The 15,029-nt window shown below is 74.3% G+C and carries 12 protein-coding genes and 1 pseudogene; 8 read left to right on the forward strand and 5 right to left on the reverse strand.

Going from position 1 to position 15,029, the window contains the following annotated elements:
• Positions 1 to 1,094 precede the first annotated feature (1,094 nt).
• Positions 1,095 to 1,472 (reverse strand): annotated as a pseudogene (locus EV378_RS36520) (C40 family peptidase); the annotation flags it as partial.
• 1,098 nt (positions 1,473 to 2,570) lie between these two features.
• On the opposite strand from EV378_RS36520, the gene EV378_RS27340 reads away from it, so the two are divergent.
• The 3 genes from EV378_RS27340 (at position 2,571) to EV378_RS27350 (ending at position 5,369) form a co-directional block, all read left to right on the forward strand.
• Positions 2,571 to 3,728, forward strand: coding sequence for a CaiB/BaiF CoA transferase family protein (locus tag EV378_RS27340; RefSeq protein ID WP_132430265.1), 1,158 nt, complete (start codon positions 2,571 to 2,573; stop codon positions 3,726 to 3,728).
• The gene (locus EV378_RS27345) at positions 3,725 to 4,585 is read left to right on the forward strand and encodes an HTD2 family dehydratase (protein ID WP_243653787.1); all 861 of its coding nucleotides are present in this window, start codon (positions 3,725 to 3,727) and stop codon (positions 4,583 to 4,585) included. Before EV378_RS27340 ends, EV378_RS27345 begins: the two co-directional genes overlap by 4 nt.
• A 511-nt stretch (positions 4,586 to 5,096) precedes the next feature.
• Positions 5,097 to 5,369, forward strand: coding sequence for an SH3 domain-containing protein (locus EV378_RS27350; RefSeq protein ID WP_165922505.1), 273 nt, complete (start codon positions 5,097 to 5,099; stop codon positions 5,367 to 5,369).
• Positions 5,370 to 5,374: 5 nt separating this feature from the next.
• Here the strand turns inward: EV378_RS27350 and dinB are convergent, their stop codons facing one another.
• Positions 5,375 to 6,718 carry a DNA polymerase IV gene (gene dinB, locus EV378_RS27355; protein ID WP_132430267.1) on the reverse strand — a complete coding sequence of 448 codons (1,344 nt, stop codon included), beginning with the start codon at positions 6,716 to 6,718 and terminating at the stop codon, positions 5,375 to 5,377.
• Between the two features lie 105 nt (positions 6,719 to 6,823).
• On the opposite strand from dinB, the gene EV378_RS27360 reads away from it, so the two are divergent.
• The 3 genes from EV378_RS27360 (at position 6,824) to EV378_RS27370 (ending at position 9,008) form a co-directional block, all read left to right on the forward strand.
• On the forward strand, positions 6,824 to 7,225 hold the full coding sequence (locus EV378_RS27360) for a VOC family protein (RefSeq protein WP_132430268.1): 402 nt from the start codon (positions 6,824 to 6,826) through the stop codon (positions 7,223 to 7,225).
• Positions 7,226 to 7,237: 12 nt separating this feature from the next.
• On the forward strand, positions 7,238 to 8,065 hold the full coding sequence (locus tag EV378_RS27365; RefSeq protein WP_132430269.1) for a hypothetical protein: 828 nt from the start codon (positions 7,238 to 7,240) through the stop codon (positions 8,063 to 8,065).
• A 130-nt stretch (positions 8,066 to 8,195) separates the two neighbouring features.
• A complete protein-coding gene (locus EV378_RS27370; protein ID WP_132430270.1) occupies positions 8,196 to 9,008 on the forward strand; it encodes a DUF1684 domain-containing protein in 813 nt (270 codons plus the stop codon).
• A gap of 3 nt (positions 9,009 to 9,011) precedes the next feature.
• Here EV378_RS27370 and EV378_RS27375 read toward each other — a convergent pair whose 3' ends face one another.
• Positions 9,012 to 10,007, reverse strand: a complete 996-nt coding sequence (locus EV378_RS27375; RefSeq protein ID WP_132430271.1) for an NAD-dependent epimerase/dehydratase family protein — start codon at positions 10,005 to 10,007, stop codon at positions 9,012 to 9,014.
• A 57-nt stretch (positions 10,008 to 10,064) separates the two neighbouring features.
• Here EV378_RS27375 and EV378_RS27380 point away from each other — a divergent pair, with 57 nt between their 5' ends.
• A complete protein-coding gene (locus EV378_RS27380; protein WP_132430272.1) occupies positions 10,065 to 10,667 on the forward strand; it encodes a TetR/AcrR family transcriptional regulator in 603 nt (200 codons plus the stop codon).
• Here the strand turns inward: EV378_RS27380 and EV378_RS27385 are convergent.
• Both EV378_RS27385 and EV378_RS27390 read right to left on the reverse strand, forming a co-directional pair.
• Positions 10,621 to 13,026, reverse strand: a complete 2,406-nt coding sequence (locus EV378_RS27385) for an acetyl-CoA acetyltransferase (RefSeq protein WP_243653788.1) — start codon at positions 13,024 to 13,026, stop codon at positions 10,621 to 10,623. The two genes, EV378_RS27380 and EV378_RS27385, sit on opposite strands and share 47 nt — an antisense overlap.
• A 74-nt stretch (positions 13,027 to 13,100) precedes the next feature.
• A complete protein-coding gene (locus EV378_RS27390; protein ID WP_132430273.1) occupies positions 13,101 to 13,697 on the reverse strand; it encodes a TetR/AcrR family transcriptional regulator in 597 nt (198 codons plus the stop codon).
• A gap of 145 nt (positions 13,698 to 13,842) precedes the next feature.
• On the opposite strand from EV378_RS27390, the gene EV378_RS27395 reads away from it, so the two are divergent.
• Positions 13,843 to 14,982: an NAD(P)H-dependent flavin oxidoreductase gene (locus EV378_RS27395; RefSeq protein ID WP_132430274.1), complete on the forward strand. Its 1,140-nt coding sequence runs from the start codon at positions 13,843 to 13,845 to the stop codon at positions 14,980 to 14,982.
• Positions 14,983 to 15,029: the final 47 nt, after the last annotated feature.

A 15,029-nucleotide genomic window follows, 5' to 3' on the forward strand; every position in this document is an offset into this window, starting at 1 on the left:
CGGAGCTGCACGATCCAACCGTGTTCGCCGTGTACGACGCCGGCGCCGGTCGGTAGGCCGTCCGTGCCCGTCCCGACGCGTGCCGTCGGTATCCGTGCGCCGCCCACCACGAGCGCAGCGTCCACATCGGACGTGGCCGCCGGGAGACGTGTCGTGCTCGGTGGCGTCGAGCCGGTCGTGGGCGCGGTCGGTGTCGGCGACGCGGGAGTCGTCGGGGCGGGGGTCGAGTGCGACGGCGCCGGTGACGATGTCGTCGGTGCGGGCTCCTTCACGGGAGCGGGTGCCGATGCCGACGACGTCGGAGCTGCCGTCGCGGGGTGCGCCGACGACACCGCCGGGGTCGGGCGTGCGGACGGCGTCACCGGAGCGGGGCTCGCCGGGGTCCGCGAGGCGCTCGTCGCAGGCGCTGCGGCGGGCCGTCTCGTTGTCGGCGCCGGTGGGGTCGCCGTCCCCGCGGTGGCCCCGGCGGGCTCGCTCGTGGCCGGAGTTGCGCCGGTCGTGGGTGGCCGGACTGCCGGTGGTGTCGCAGCAGCCGGTGCCGGCGGGTTCGACGAGGTCGCGGCCGGTTGCCCTGTCGATGTCGGTACGGCTGGTGCGGCCGGAGTGACAGTGGGTGCGACGGGCTGATCCGGCAGCGTCGACGGGACGGCGCTCTGCGGGGTCACCGAGGCCGGAGGACTCCCCGGCGCGACGGCCGACTGCGCGGTCGCGGCCGGTGGAGCCGGCACGGCCTGTGGCGTCGCCGTCGGGGCCGCCGCGACGACCGGTCTGGGCGGTTCGGGTGCGGCCGCCGCCCACGGCGAGGTCGGAGGAGGTACCCGGGCGGGCGGCGTCGTCGCACCGGGAACGGCGGTGGTCGTGCGCGAGGACACCGCGGGCGGCGGAGCAGGCACCCGGCCGGCGGCGATGTCCGCGTCCGAGCCGGCGCGGCTCTCGTCGGCCGAGTCGGGCTCGCGGGGCTGCGGCTCGCGTGGTTCCGGGACGGCCGACGGCCGCGGTGCGGGCGGGGCGACGAACTCGTCGCGGGACGGCGGCTCCGCCGGGTCCGGCACCTCCGGGACGTCGGTCAGGGGCGCCGTGCCGCGTTCCGACGACGCCGGGCGGGTGGCTCCGACGTAGTCGTCGCCGTTCCACCGGTACCAGGCCGTCTGCACGGGTTCGCCGAACGTCGGCGCGTTCACCATGCGGCCGTCGCCGATGTACATGCCGACGTGGTGGACCTTCCGGTAGGTCCCGTAGAAGACCAGGTCACCCGGCTGGAGTGGCGCGCCGTCGGGGACACGGGGGCCGGCGCGGAACTGGGTGTGGGCGGTCCGGGGGAGAGCGATGCCCGCCTCGCCGTAGGCGAAGTGGGCCAGCCCGGAGCAGTCGAAGCCGGCGTCGCCCGCCTCCGGACCGTCGCCGCCCCAGACGTAGGGCAGGCCGATCTGCGACATCGCGACCCGGATCGCCGTCCGCGCTCGCTCGTCCGGCAGCGTCGTCGCGACGGACGCCGGCTGCACGCTCACCGGCTCGGCCCCGGATCCCGATGCGGGATCGGGCGCGCCGGGAGCCGGACCGCGCACGGAGGAGTCCGGTGTGGACGGGACGGTCGTCGTGGCGGGCGACGCGGTGACCGGCGGTACGGTCCGCGGGTCGGACCGGACACCCGATGGTGGCCCGGCGTGGACGTCGAGCAGCGTGCCGGTCGGTGTGCTCGCCGTTCCGGTCGCCGCGACGACGGCGACGCCCAGCACCGCGGCCGCCACCGGTGTACGGAACCTCCGGATCCGGCCGCGGGTGGACCGGCGTGCGGCGGCTCTGCGGGCGGCGCGGTTCGTGGCGTCCCGCGTCGCCGCGGCCCGGCGTGCCGTCGCCAGTGCGGCGGCCTGCTCGTCGGCTGCCCTGCACTCGTCGGCTGCCCTGCGCTCGTCGGCCGCCGCGCGGGCCGCGGCACGGCGTTCCGCGGCTCGCGGCCAGTGAGCGGCAGCGGGCGCGGCAGCCGCGTCGGGCTCGATGCCGCGCTCACGGCCCGTCCACGCCACCGGCGCGGCGGCGGTGGACATCGGTGCGGAGCTGTCCGACGAGTCACTCGTCGCTGTTGCGACGGGGTCGTGTGGCGCGGTGCCGGTGTCCTGCGCCGCGGCCGGCGATCCGATCTCCGGTTCGGCGGGGCGCGGTGCCGGCGTATCGCTCGGACCCGGTGCACTGCCGGGCGGCGTCTCGCCCTCCGTCGTCGCGCGGGGACGCGGCATCTCCCAGCGGGCGGTGGGCGACACCCCGGCGGGAGTGGACCCGATCTCCGGTCGATCGGATGGTGTGTCCGCGCGTGTCACGGCGACCGGAACCGGACCGAACGGGTCATGATGTGATCGACGCTAGGCAGCGACGTCGACGGCGGCAAGGCCCAGGTCAGGCCGCCTTTCCGGGCCGTCCGAGTGCATCCGTCGACCGACGTAGGCGACTCATCCGAACGGTCCTGTCGCGGTTGCTCCGCGCGGGCCACCGGAGCCGTGACGGGTGACACCGCGCACGGCCGGGTGCCCGGTCGTACGGTGCGGGAGATCGCCCCGACCCTCAGGAGTGCCACGGTGACCCGACCGACCCGTCCACCCGGACCGCTGGCGGGCACTCTCGTCGTCGCCGTCGAACAGGCCGTGGCCGCGCCGTTCGCGACGAGGCAGCTGGCCGACCTCGGCGCCCGCGTGATCAAGGTGGAACGTCCGGGGCAGGGCGACTTCGCCCGCGGCTACGACTCGGTCGTCCTGGGGCAGTCGAGCCACTTCGTCTGGTTGAACCGTGGCAAGGAGAGCGTGACCCTGGACCTGAAGTCCGACGGCGGCCGGGACACGCTGGAGCGACTGGTCGCGCGCGCCGACGTCGTCGTACAGAACCTGGCGCCGTCGGCGGCCGAACGGCTCGGGATCACGGCGGCACAGCTCGTCGAACGCCATCCCCGGGTCGTCGCGTGCGACATCTCCGGCTACGGCGCGGGCGGACCGTACTCCGAGCGCAAGGCCTACGACCTGCTCATCCAGTGCGAAGCCGGGTTCGTCTCGGTGACCGGGACGCCGGAGCACCCGGCCAAGGCCGGGATCGCGGTCGCCGACATCGCCGCTGGTATGTACGCCTACTCCGGCGTGCTCGCCGCCCTGCACCAGCGCGCGTCGACGGGCGAAGGTCAGGCCCTCGAGGTCTCCATGCTGGAGGCGCTCGGCGAGTGGATGGGCTTCCCGTACCTGTACGGCCACTACGGCGGGTCCGATCCGGTGCGCGCGGGCGCGAGCCACGCGACGATCGCGCCGTACGGTCCGGTCACCACCGCAACCGGCGAGGTGCTGACGCTGGCGATCCAGAACGAGCGCGAGTGGGAACGGTTCTGCGCCGACGTGCTGGAGCGCCCCGAGCTGGCGACCGACGAGCGGTTCGCCGGCAACGCGGCCCGCAACGCCCACCGCGACGAGCTCGCCCGGATCGTCGACGCCGCGTTCGCCGGGCTCCCCGCGGGCGAGGCTCGACGACGGCTCGACGACGCGGGGGTCGCGAACGCGCAGCAGCGCACGATGGGCGAGTTCGCCGAGCACCCGCAGCTCGCCGCCCGCGACCGCTGGCGGGACACACCGACGCCCGGCGGCCCGGTCCGGATGCCGGTCCCGCCGGTGACCTCCGGCTGGGCGGAGCCGGACGGCGGCGTCCCGGACGCCGGGGAGCACACCGAGCAGATCCTTCGCTGGTTGGAGGAGTCGTGACGGCACTCGCCGATGCCCTGGACGGGTGGACCCCGGATCCCGTCGAGACGGTCGACGCCGTCGGCGCCTGGGACGTCGCGGCGTTCTCCGGGATGCTCGACCTGCCGGGCAGCGCAGCCGCAGAGGGTGAGGCGGTCCCGCCGCTGTGGCACTGGTTCGCGTTCCTCGACCACCCGGCGGAATCCGAACTCGGCGACGACGGACACCCCGCGCACGGTCATTTCCTGCCGCCGGTTCCGGACCGGCGGCGGATGTTCGCCGGCGGACGGCTGCGCGTGGACGAGCCGATACGGGTCGGGGTGCCGGTCCGCCGCCGCACGTCGATCACCGGAGTGAACGTCAAGTCCGGGCGCAGCGGCGAGATGGCGTTCGTGACGCTGAGCCACGCGTTCCACGACGCCGCCGACGACCGGCACCTGCTCACCGAGGAGCAGGACATCGTGTACCGCTCGCAACCGGCCGGAACGGCCCGCGGCACCCCGGCTCCGGAGCCGGTCCCGCAGCCCGCGCACGACCACGCGTTCCGGATCCCCGCCACGCCGCAACTGCTGTTCCGGTTCAGCGCGCTGACCTACAACACGCACCGGATCCACTACGACCGCGAGTACGCGACCGGCGTCGAGGGCTACCCCGGCCTGGTCGTGCAGGGCCCGCTGCTGGCGATGCTCGCGCTGGAGATCCCGCGCCGCCATCGGCCGGACGCGGTCCTGCGGACGTTCGACTACCGGCTCACCAGCCCCGCGTTCGACGGCGCCGACGTCTGGGCCGCGGGCAGCGCGACCGCCGACGGCGTCGACGTCGCCGCCGGTTCGACGGCCGGCCCCGAGTCCATGCTGGGGAGCGTCACGACGCGGTGAGGGCGGTCGTCGCCTCGCCGGGCGGCCCGGACGCGTGGTGATCCGGGGAACGCGTGGTGATCCGGGGAACGCGCGCTGATCCGGGGAACGCGCGCTGATCCGGGGAACGCGCGCTGATCCGGGGAACGCGCGCTGATCCGGGGAACGCTGCCGGTCGGACGCGTGCGAACTCCCGATCAGCGCGCGGAGACCGGATCAGCGCGCGAATCCGGGCGTTGCGCGGCCGGGCTCGGCCGGGCCCGGCCGCGCAGTGTCCCGAGGCCGCGCGAGGAGCTCCGGAGAGCGCGGGGTCCCGCGGAACGTGCGCCGATCCGGCGAGTGCTGCCGGTCGGACGCGTGCGAACGCCGGACCGGAGCGCGGAGTCCGGATCAGCGTGCCAACCTGCGGTCCGAGCCACTCCGGAGCGTGTCGCTGGCGGGTGGATCGAGCCGGAAGTCCTACTCTCCGTCGTCACAGCGACCCGAACGAGTGATGCGACGAGGGGGACCGATGGCGCGCCGGTTTCTCCGCGTGGTTCCCGCCCTCCTGCTCGTCGTGCTCGTGGCCGGATGCGCACGCACCAGCATCCCGGGTGTCGCCGTGCGGTCCGGGCCGACGACCGGGTCCTCGCTCGTCGCGAAGATCCCGGAGTCGAACACCCCGGTGCGCGTCCGGTGCTGGTCGCGCGGCGAGGCCGTGCAGGGCGATCCCGTCTGGTACCGCATCGCCTCCCCGCAGGAGGGCTGGGTGACGAACTACTACATCCGCTCGAACGGCGATCACGCCAACGCGCCCTCCTGCTGACCTCCCTACTGGTGCTCCGGCAGCAACGGGACGAGCAGGCCGTCGTCGCGGTGGATGTTCACGGCTCTGCTCACCGACGAGCTGCCGAACCTCGCCCGCACCGCGTCCAGGGCGACGTCCAGCGCCGGGCCGCTGTGCGCGTCCAGAGGCAGCTCGAGCTGCACCGCGCCGTCTCCGTCGAGATTGGACAGTGACAGGCCGAGCAGCGTGATGCCCTTCTCGCGGATCAGCGGCATCGCCGTGAGCAGGAGCGCACGGGCGGCCTCCAGCAGCGTCGGCGTGTGCGCGGTGGACACCGCCAGCGTGTGCGAGCGGGTCGCCCGGGTGAAGTCCCCGAACCGCAGGCGCAGCACGACGGTCCGGCACACCCGCCCGCGGCGGGCTCGTGGCTCCGGCACCGGCCCCGAGCCGACGGCGACCGCCCCGTCGGACTCCGGCACGTCGAACTCCGTGTCCTCGATCCGGCCCGTGGCGTCGGGAGCAGGCGTGTCCTCCTCCTCGGTCGGCGAGTCCCGGCCGCCGCGCAGCCGGCGGGCCAGCCGGTCCACGATCCCGGCCAGGATCGCGTCCAGCTCCTCCTCGCTGCGCGGCCGACGCCCGAGCGCCCGCTGCGAGCCGATCGACCTGCGCCGCTTCCCGGTGTCGACCGGGCGCGGGTCCAGCCCGTGGGCCAGCGCGTGCAGGTGCCGCCCGGACGCCTTGCCCAGGAACGACACCAGCGCGCGCTCGCCGAGCCCGGCCACCTCGCCGACCGTGTGCACGTCCAGCGCGTGCAGCTTCTCGGCCGTGACCCGTCCGACGCCCCACAGCCGCTCCACGGCGAGCGGGTGCAGGAAGTCCGTCTCCCCGTCCGGCGGCACCACCAACAGCCCGTCCGGCTTGGCCACCCCGCTCGCGACCTTCGCCAGGAACTTCGTGCGCGCCACCCCGACCGTGATCGGGAGCCCGACCTCCGTCGCCACGCGGGCCCGTAGCCGTCGCGCGATCTCCTCCGGCGAGCCGACGATCTTCCACAGGCCGCCGACCTCCATGAACGCCTCGTCGATCGACAGCCCCTCGACGGACGGCGTGGTGTCCCGGAAGATCGCGAACACGGCCTTCGACGCCGCCGAGTAGGCCTCCATCCGCGGCGGGACCACCCGTGCGGACGGGCACAGCGCCCGCGCCTGGCGCCCGTTCATCGCCGTGCGCACGCCACACGCCTTCGCCTCGTAGCTCGCGGCCAGCACCACCCCACCGCCGACGATCACCGGACGGCCACGCAACCGCACGTCGTCCCGCTGCTCGACCGACGCGTAGAACGCGTCCAGATCGGCATGCAGGATGGTCGCCGCGCCTCGCACGAACATATGTTCGCATCACCCACCGACAGAAAGCGAGGACGCGCGGCGCGCCGGAGTGGTGGGCCGCGCCCGGGGCGGCGAGGATCGAGGGGACCGACCCGGGGAGGAACCGTGCTGCTCGACGGCGTCAACCACATCGCCTGGATCTCCAAGGACGTGGCCCGTCTGGGCCGCTTCTACACCGACGTGTTCGAGGCGGAGGTCGGCCCGACCCGCGACCACGGCCCCGGCGAGACCATGACGACGATCCGCATCGGCCCGCACACCGAGCTGAACATCGTCGTCCAGGAGGGCAACACGGAGGCCGACCGCCAGACCCCGATGTGGGGCCGGGGCCGGATCGACCACGTCGGCCTGCAGGCCGCGAGCCGCGACGCGTTCGACGCGATCCGGGAGCGGATCGTCGCGGCCGGGGCGGGGGACGGGCAGGTCAACGACTTCGGCGGTGTCTACAGCACGTTCTTCCGCGACCCGGACGGGCTCGAGGGCGAAGTCCTGCTGCCGAAGGCCTGAGCACTCGCACGCATGACGATCCTCGCCCTGCTCGCCGCCGCCGGCGCGATGGTCGGCAACACGGTCGCCGCGCTCTGGGAGGCCCGCGGCAGCAGGCTCGCCCGGTACGGCCGGGCACTGTGGCTGCAGCCGTGGTTCATCGCCGGTCTCGTCGCCGACGTGCTGGCCTGGCTGCTCACGGTCGTCGCGCTGCGGTTCCTGCCGGTGTTCGCGGTGCAGGCGATCCTGGCCGGGGCGATCGCGCTGACCACGCTGGCGGACAACGGGTGGAGCCCGTGGAACCTGGTGCGACGGGAGCGGGTCGGCGTGGTCTCCGTGCTCGCCGGTCTGGTGCTGGTGGCGGGGAGCGCGGCACCGGACCGGCCGGAGGACCTGCCGGAGGCGGCCACCCCGATCCTGCTGGTGTCGTTCGGACTGCTCCTGGTCGCGGCCCCGTTCGTGTGGCGGGTCGGGCGACCGATGCTGCTGGCGCTCCTGGCGGGCCTCGGGTTCGGCGGCACGGCACTGGCGGTGCGTGCGCTGCACCCGGGCCCGGTGTCCTGGAGCTCCATCGGTGACCTGCTGCGCGACCCGCTCGTGTACGCCGTCGTCGTGATGGGCGTGCTCGGCGTGCTCGCGTTCGCCGCCGCGCTGCGGGACGGGTCCGTGGGGACGGCGACGGCGGTGCTGTCGGTGACCGAGGTCGTCGTCCCCGGGATCGTGGGGCTGGTGCTGCTCGGCGACCGGATCCGCGACGGGTGGGAGGTGCCCGCCGCCGTCGGTGTCGTGCTCGCGCTCGCCGGTGTCCTGCTCCTGACCCGGTCCGACCCGGACCGAGAACGCCCGTCGCGGGTGCACTGAGGCGTCCCGCGCGGATCGTGGTGCTGCCGCGTGCGCTGCGGACCACGCGGGAGCCGGTTCCGCGCGCGGGAAGGTCCGGGCGGTGCGGAGCGTTGCGGCCGGGGACGGCGACGCCTGGGTTGGGAGAGCGATGACCACCACCGAGCACGATCTGCGCACCACGTGGCAGGCATGGCACGACGAGCGCGAGCAGTGGCTGCAGGAGCCGCACGGCTGGCTGAGCATCACGGCACTGCACTGGCTGACCTCGGAGCCCACGGAGATAGCGGGCCTGCCCGGCACATGGCGGGTGCGTGACGCGGACACCGTGGAACTGTCCGGCGTCACGGCCGAGGACGAGGTGCGGCTCGACGACCGCCCGGTGGGCGGGTCGGTCGGGATGCAGCCGGTCGACGGGCTGCCGGGTGTGATGGTGTCGGTGGGGGACAAGGTCGTCGAGATCGCGCGGCGCACCGACGACTACGCGCTGCGTGTCCGCGACCCGCAGGCGATCACCCGGACCGCGTTCTCCGGGGTGCCGGTCTTCCCGGTCGACGAGAGCTGGGTCGTGACCGGGCGCTTCACCCCGTACGACGAGCCGGAGACGATCACCGTCGACGCCGTCGTCGCGGGTCTGCACCACTATCCGACGGTCGTCGGGACGGTCGAGTTCGAGCTCGGCGGTGCGACGCAGACGCTGCGCGCGTTGCCCGGCAAGGACGGCGGACTCGGGCTGCACTTCCGGGATGCGACGTCCGGGCAGGAGACGTACGGCGGCGGTCGCATCCTGCGCGTGGACGACCCGGGCGCGGACGGCACGCTCGTGATCGACCTGAACCGCACGGTGAACCTGCCGTGCGCGTTCATCGCGCACGCGACCTGCCCGCTCCCGCCCGCGGGCAACACCGTCACGGTCCCGGTCGAGGCCGGCGAGCGCACGCCGTTGCGGCCGGACCTCGCCTGAGGCTCACACCACCCCGTGGTCGATGAGGCTGCGGGCGCAGTCGACGACCGTCGTGCGCGCCGGGCGCGGTGACCAGCCGAGCTCGGTGCGCGCTTTCGTCGTGTCGTAGCCGTAGCGCCGGCCGAGCATCGGCACGATCCCGCCGAGCTCGGGCCGGAAGCGGGCCAGCACGCGCAGCGCGACGTCCGGCAGCGTGCGCCTCGGCACCCGGCGGGCCTGCCCGCCGAGACGCTCCCGCAGCTCGGCGGCGACCTCGGACATCCAGAGGAAACCGCCGACGGCGATGTAGCGCTGCCCCGCTGCCTCCGGCGCGAACGCGGCGCGGACGTGCAGGTCCGCGACGTCCCGGACGTCGACGACGTTCAGCCCGATCCGCGGGGCACCCGGCATCCCGCGCAGCAGCCTGCCGATCACCTCCACCGACCCGCGCCCGTCCGGCGACAGGATCGGTCCGAAGACGGCGCCGGGCAGCACGGTGGTCAGCGTCGTCCCGCCGAACCCGGCGGCCGCGTCCCACGCGGCGCGCTCGGCCAGTACCTTGGACCGTCGATAGGTGTCCAGTCCCGCCTGCTCGGGGTCCGTCCACAGGCGCTCGTCGACGTCGCCCTCCGTTCCCGGCGGGGGAGTCGCGGCCGCGCAGCTCGACGTCATGACGACGCGCGGCACGCCGGCGTCGGCGGCGGCGCGCAGCACGCGGACGGCGCCCTCGCGGGCGGGCGCGATCAGCTCCTCCGGATCGGCCGGGTCTCCGGCCGCCATCGGGGACGCCACGTGCAGGACGCGCGTGCAGCCCTTCATCGCCTCGGCCCAGCCGTCGTCGGCGAGCAGTTCGGCCGCGACCACCTCGAGCCGGTCGCCCGGCTCGCCGACCGCGGCGCGCACGCGAGGTTCCCGACCGAGATCGCGCACTGTGGTCCGCACCGTCTCACCGCGTTCCAGCAGCGCCCTGACGCACCAGCTGGCGACGAACCCGGTCCCGCCGGTCACGAGCACGGTCATGACGCCTCCTCGATTTCATTAGCCGATCGGCTAATGAAACGACTGTAGCATCCGGGCGTGGTCACGCGGGCGGAGCAGGCGGAGCGGACCCGCGCGGGGATCCTCGACACGGCGCGGCGGCTGTTCGCGGCGCACGGCTACACGGCGACGTCGCTGCAGCGGATCGCGGACGAGCACGGTGTGACGAAGGCGAACGTCTACTACTACTTCCGCACGAAGGACGCCCTGCTCGACGCGCTCATGAGCCAGCACGTCGACGCCGTGGAGGCGGTCCTGGACCGGGCGGAGGCGGCGTCCGGCCGGGCGGATCGGATCGGGATCGTCGTCGACGGGTTCGTCGACCAGGTCGTCCGCTCGCACCGCGCACTGGCGCCGGTGGACCCGTCGGATCCCGGGGTGCGCAACCGGCCCACCGCGAAGGCGCGGATCGACGAGCTCTGGGAGCGCGGCATGCGCCTGCTGTTCGGCGAGCACCCGACCGTGGACGAGATCGCCGGGTTCCGGATGCTGAACGATCTCCGACCGGTGACGACCGCGCTGACCCACCTCGGCGACGACGAGCTGCGCGGCGTCCTGCGGCGGGTGTGCCTGCGGTTGATCCCCGGCGCCGAGGTCAGCGGTTCCGCCAGACCGGAGCCCTCTTCTCCGCGAACGCCGTGACGCCCTCGATCGTGTCGGCGTGCAGCATCAGCTCGTCCACCGCGGACGACGGGGCCGCGGCCGCCTCGACCGTGTCCGGGACGGCGTCCGCCTCGGCCATCATGCGCAACGACAGCCGCACCGACGTCGGCGAGCCGGCCAGGATCTCCCCGGCCAGCTCGCGAGCGCCGTCGAGGGCCTTGCCGGCGCCGACCACGCGGTTCACCAGACCGGCGTCGAGCGCCTCGGATGCGCTCAGGCGCCGTCCGGTCAGGATCATCTCGGTGGCCAGGCGCGGCCCGACGATCCGCGGCAGGCGCACCACACCGCCCGCGGCGGCGACGAGCCCGACCCTCACCTCGGTCAGGCCGAACGACGCGGTCTCGTCGGCGACGGCGAGGTGGCAGGCCATCGCGATCTCGCACCCGCCGCCGAGCGCGTAGCCGTTCACGGCCGCGATCACCGGCTTCGTCATCGCCTGCCTGGCCGTGAGCCCGGCGAAGCCGTTCTTCGGCGTCCACATCGGCTTGCCGGACGCCGTCCAGCGCAGGTCGTTGCCGGCCGAGAACGCCGTGTCGCCCGCGCCGGTGAGGATCGCGACCCACAGGTCGTCGTCGGCGAAGAACGCGTCGAACACCTCGTCCAGCTCGTCGTTCGCCGGAGGGTGCACCGCGTTGCGCGCGTCCGGGCGGTCGATCGTCACCTCGAGCACGTGCCCGTCGCGGTGGATCCGGACGTGCTCGTAGCCGCCTCCGAACCCGACGGACCGGCGCGGGCACAGCGCGTCCATCCGCTCCCGGTCCGTCGTCACGCGGTTCCCGTGGCCGAACGAGCGCGCGTAGACCGACGCACCCGCCGGCTCGCCGGCCAGTAGGTCGAGCGTCTCCTCGTCGCCGTCCGGCACGCGGGCGAGGAAACGGCGACCGTCGGCGTCGAGGCGGCCGACGACGACGCCGGTGCGCGACCCGTCCTTCCCGTGCAGCACCGTCCATGACTCCACCGTGGACGGACCGTCCGGGTGTTCGGCGCGTGGCGCCGCCGGGACGCCGTCCAGTTCGGACTGCAGCTCCGCGTCGTCGTGCGTCCGCCACGGCGTCGGTGTGGTGGCGTAGACGCCCGCCGAGTACTTCGACGCGATCCCGCCGTTCGCTCCCACCAGCCCGAACGTGCCCGGAGCCGCCCGGCAGCGCTGCACGGTCTCGGCGATGGCGTGCAGCGAGTAGTCGTTGCCCGGGCCGCCGAAGAACGGTAGCCCGCCGGTGAGCGTGAGCCCGCGCGGGTCGTCCGGTGCGATGCCGAACGCGTCGCACAGCGCGGACACGGCGATCGGGAAGCAGCTGTACAGGTCGAGTGTGGACAGGTCGTCGACGTCGATCCCGGCACGGTCGAGCGCGGCCCGGACGGCCGTGGCCGACGCCGGCGTCGTGCCCAGGTCCGGGCGGTCCATCAGGTCGCGCTCGCGCAGGTCGGCGTACCCGTGCAGGAACACCCACCGGTCCTCCGCGACGCCGAGCCGCCGGGCGGTGCCCACCGAGCACAGCAACACGGCCGCGCCCTGGTTCACCTGGTCCCTGGACACGAGGTAGCGGGTGTACGGGTCGGCGATCGGGCGGTTGCGCTCGTCCGGCGTGGCCAGCTCGTCGGCCGTGCGGGCGGTCGGCGCGGCGGCGTGCGGGTTCGTCGCCGCCACGGCGCTGAACGGGGCGAACAGTGCGCCCATCTCGGCCGCGTACTCGGCCGCGGTGCGACCGAGCCGGGTTCGACGGGCGTTGTCCAGCAACGCGTACCGGTGCGCCGGTGTGGTCAGGCCGTGGGCGAGCTCGGCCCGCGTCGCGACACCGGCAAGCCCGTAGCCCCGGTCCTCGAGCTGTCCTGCGACGGCCTCGGAGAAGTCCGGCGCGTCGTCGCGCCCGGACAGGTGACGGGCGGTGGAGATCGCCTCCCCGCCGACGACGAGTGCCACCTCGGAGGTTCCCGCGGCGATGCGCTGCGCCATCTCGGTCACCAGGTGCTGCGGCGACTGCCCGCCGGTGACGTCCAGGATCGCGTGGGCCGGGTCGGCGCCGATCCGTGCGGCGACCGAGCGCGGCACGTTGTCCGAGCGCCCGAGCGGCGCGTGCGAGAACGGCGTCGACACCTCGAACTGACGGACGGCGGCCACCACGTCGATCGCGTCGGCCAGGTCGACGCCGCTGTCGCGCGGTGCTTCCCGCGCGGCTGCATCGACAGGGCCGGCGAGGTCGACGCCGCTGTCGCGCAGAGCCTCCCGCGCGGCCTCGGCGGCGAGGTCGACGGCGGACAGGCCGCGGTAGCCGTCGTCGTCGATCCGCTCGGAGGCCTGTCCGACGCCGACCAGGACCGGCGTGCTCGGGTCGATCACGGGACCTCCTATTCCTGAACGGTCTCCGTCCGTATCGACGGTAACCGGAGGCGGTGCCGCGCGACAACGGCGGGTCAGATGTCCCTGCGCACGGCACCGACCAGGAAGTCGACGAGCTCGGCGGCGTACGACTCGACGTCGGCGGCCATCCTGGCCTGCAGATGCTCCGGCGCCGACCACACGTGCATCAGCACTCCGCCGCACAGCGTGTCCAGCAGCATCGTGACCGACGTCTCCGCCGGGATCTCGCCGCGCCCGATGCCGCGCCGCACCATCGCCCGTGCCGCGAGCACCTGCGACTCGCGCAGCGACTCCCACCGCGATCCGACGTCCGGGATGGACGGTGCTTCGACGATCAGACGCAGCACGGCCCGGCCGCTCTCGCCGCGGTAGATGTCCAGCAGCTGCCGGGTGAGCAGCACCAGGTCGCCGCGGAGCGTGCCGGTGTCCACGTCGGCCACGTCGGCCAGCCGGTGGGTGAGCGCGTCCGCGAGCAGGCGCTCCTTCGACGGGTGGCGCAGGTAGATCGACGCCTTGCCGACGCCCGCCGCGCGGGCCACCGCGTCCATCGAGAACCCGGCCCATCCGGTGCGCCCGAACAGGTCCACGGCGGCGTCGGCGATCCGGCGGTCGACCTCGGGGTCCCGCGGGCGACCGGCGGCGGTGCTCATCGCGCGCCCTCGCTGCACTCGGTCGACGGGCGGCTCATCGCGGACCTTCCGGGGGTTGCTGAACGACGACCGTCACCTTATCGTCCGAGCCGGTTACGGACGACCATCGTTCAGGAAATGCCGTCGCACGAATCAGGAGACGCCGATGCGCACCGCCCTCACCGACCTGCTCGGCGTCGAGGCTCCGCTGGTCGGGTTCAACCGCTCACCCGGCGTCGTCTCCGAGGTCAGCCGGTCCGGCGGGTTCGGCGTGCTGGCCGCGACGATGTACACGCCCGAGCAGCTCGACGCGCAGCTGACGTGGATCGAGCAGCAGGTCGAGGGGCGCCCGTACGGCGTGGACCTGCTCGTGCCCGGCAACGTCGCACACGGTGACCCGGCCGACCTGCTCGCGAGCCTGCGCGCCCAGATCCCCGACGAGCACGTCCGGTTCGTCGACGAGCTTCTGGAGCGCTACGAGATCCCGGCCCGTTCCCGCCCGCACGAGCAGGGCGGCGAGCTGCTGGCGAACTTCGACGCCACCGGCGTCGAGGCCCTGCTCGACGTCGTGTTCGCGCACCCGGTCGCGCTCGTCGCCAACGCGCTCGGCCCGCCGCCCGCGACGATGGTGGAGCGCGCCAAGGCATCCGGGGTGGCCGTCGCATCGCTCGTCGGCAAGCCGGAGCACGCGCGCCGCCAGCTCGACGCCGGCGTCGACGTGCTCGTCGCGCAGGGCACCGAGGCTGGCGGGCACACCGGCACGATCACGACGATGGTGCTCACGCCCGAGATCGTCGACCTGGCGGGCGACGCGCCGGTGCTCGCCGCGGGCGGTGTCGCGTCCGGTCGGCAGATGGCCGCGGCGCTGGCGCTCGGCGCGTCCGGCGTGTGGTGCGGATCGGTCTGGTTGGCCAGCCACGAGGACATCACGCCGGACTCCGTGAAGCGCAAGTTCCTGTCCGCGAGCAGCAGTGACACGCTGCGGTCCCCGGCCAGGACCGGCAAGCCCGCCCGCCAGCTGCGCAGTGCCTGGCACGACGAGTGGGAGCGCCCGGGTAGCCCGGCGCCGCTCCCGATGCCGTTGCAGCCCATGCTGACCGGCGACGCGTGGGATCGGATCGACGAGGCCGCGGAGGCCGGGCACCCCGGCGCGACGGCGCTGGAGTCGTACTACATCGGACAGGTCGTCGGCGCTTTCGCCGAGCTCGCGCCCGCCGCGGAGATCACCCGCCGGATGATCGACGACTGTGCGGCCCGGCTCGGTGAGCTCGGCCGCCTGGGAGCGGAGTCCGCCGTCCGGGTCTGAGCCGAGGCGGCGGGCGTGGAGGGTCGGCGGGCGTGGAGGGTCGGCGG

Source organism: Pseudonocardia endophytica (assembly GCF_004339565.1).
Taxonomy (GTDB): domain Bacteria; phylum Actinomycetota; class Actinomycetes; order Mycobacteriales; family Pseudonocardiaceae; genus Pseudonocardia; species Pseudonocardia endophytica.

What these genes read in the sequence shown, in the direction of transcription:
- dinB (WP_132430267.1), bottom strand. Translation starts at nt 6,718, where the DNA reads ATGTTCGTGCGAGGCGCGGCGACCATCCTGCATGCCGATCTGGACGCG.
- EV378_RS27365 (WP_132430269.1), top strand. Translation starts at nt 7,238, where the DNA reads ATGACGATCCTCGCCCTGCTCGCCGCCGCCGGCGCGATGGTCGGCAAC.
- EV378_RS27390 (WP_132430273.1), bottom strand. Translation starts at nt 13,697, where the DNA reads ATGAGCACCGCCGCCGGTCGCCCGCGGGACCCCGAGGTCGACCGCCGG.
- EV378_RS27370 (WP_132430270.1), top strand. Translation starts at nt 8,196, where the DNA reads ATGACCACCACCGAGCACGATCTGCGCACCACGTGGCAGGCATGGCAC.
- EV378_RS27375 (WP_132430271.1), bottom strand. Translation starts at nt 10,007, where the DNA reads ATGACCGTGCTCGTGACCGGCGGGACCGGGTTCGTCGCCAGCTGGTGC.
- EV378_RS27395 (WP_132430274.1), top strand. Translation starts at nt 13,843, where the DNA reads ATGCGCACCGCCCTCACCGACCTGCTCGGCGTCGAGGCTCCGCTGGTC.